Here is a 1,263-nt window from a genome sequence, read left to right on the forward strand (position 1 = left end):
TGTGGGAGCAACTGTCTTGATGGTTTTCATCAAGCCATTTTTTCCAGAGGCGGCAACGCTCCCACGGCTGTACTCCGTGTAACTGCTTTAGGAAATAGCTACCGCAGGATTTTAGGCGGCTTGCTCTTTCCATTCAGATCCATCACGGATCATTGCGTTTAGGCGTACCAGCAAAACACGCATACACGCGATGAGTGCCACTTTGGCGCATTTTCCTTTCTCGCGCAGCGCCTTATATCGCGCGGCAAACTCAGGCTGAAACCGGATCACTGACCAACAGGCCATATACAGTGAGCGCCTCGCGGCGAACCTGCCGCCGCTGATATGACGCTTGCCTTTGTGCTTGCCGCTATCGTCGTTGTAGGGCGCAGTGCCGCTCAATGCTGCAATCTGATGTCTACCCACCTCGCCTAGCTCCGGAAGATAGGACATCAAGCTGGCCGCTGTAACAAGTCCTATGCCTTTGACTGAGCACAGAAGGGCTACTTTTTTACGATCCAGACGTTCTGTACTTTGGCGGATCAGGCTTTCCAGCTCCTTCAGCACTTTTTGCAAATAGTCGATATGACTCTGCAGCGCAGGCTTGACCACGTCAGAGGAGGCCGTTTTAAGCCGCCGTTTGTCGTCATCTCTTTGCTGAACAAAGTGCTCTCGCTGTTGGACTAGGGCGCGCAAATCATCCTGCTCGGCGCTGGTAACCCGGCTATCGGGCGATTTGATGACCGCTGCGAACTGCGCAAGAAGGCGTGCATCTATCGGATCGGTTTTGGCTTGTTGCCCCATAGCCCGGGCAAAGCTTTTGGCTCGGCAAGGGTTGATCCGTATGACTTCAAAGCCCGCAGCTTGAAGCGCTTTCATGACTTTGCGCTCGTAACCGCCAGTGGCCTCCAGCAACACTCGACCCACGCGATGCAGGGTTAGCCATCCAATTAACCCAGGAAAATCACTCTGCGAATTGGAACAACTCATCGCTACATCCAGTTGATCAACCCGAATCTCGAGGCTACCGCTGGAGACATCAATACCTGCTGGATAGGAAAACATAGCCAAATCCTCTTACACTCAAGGTGAGAGCGCTCTGGCTTGGCCCACGCTTGTAACTGTTCGAGGTGGGCTCGTTCAACTGTTCGGGCTCAATGACCAGAGTGGAGAGGTGAGTGACAGCATGGGCTCCCACACGTGCTTTAAGCACTTCGGGCATTCAGCTTGTCACTCACCGCTCTCACCTTCAGTTTAAGCCTGGTTCAAGACACAAGCGGGCTT

Annotated in this window: 1 protein-coding gene; it reads right to left on the reverse strand. The window is 53.5% G+C overall.

Annotated elements, in window-relative coordinates; translation table 11 throughout:
* Positions 1 to 111 precede the first annotated feature (111 nt).
* Positions 112 to 1,044: an IS110 family transposase gene (locus tag JBO08_RS27965; protein ID WP_065889165.1), complete on the reverse strand. Its 933-nt coding sequence runs from the start codon at positions 1,042 to 1,044 to the stop codon at positions 112 to 114.
* Positions 1,045 to 1,263: the final 219 nt, after the last annotated feature.

This window comes from Pseudomonas sp. LAP_36 (assembly GCF_019456785.1).
In the GTDB taxonomy this organism is placed as follows: domain Bacteria; phylum Pseudomonadota; class Gammaproteobacteria; order Pseudomonadales; family Pseudomonadaceae; genus Aquipseudomonas; species Aquipseudomonas tritici.

Bases quoted from the DNA above. Each gene is read 5' to 3' on its own strand.
- JBO08_RS27965 (WP_065889165.1), bottom strand. From the start codon at position 1,044: ATGTTTTCCTATCCAGCAGGTATTGATGTCTCCAGCGGTAGCCTCGAG.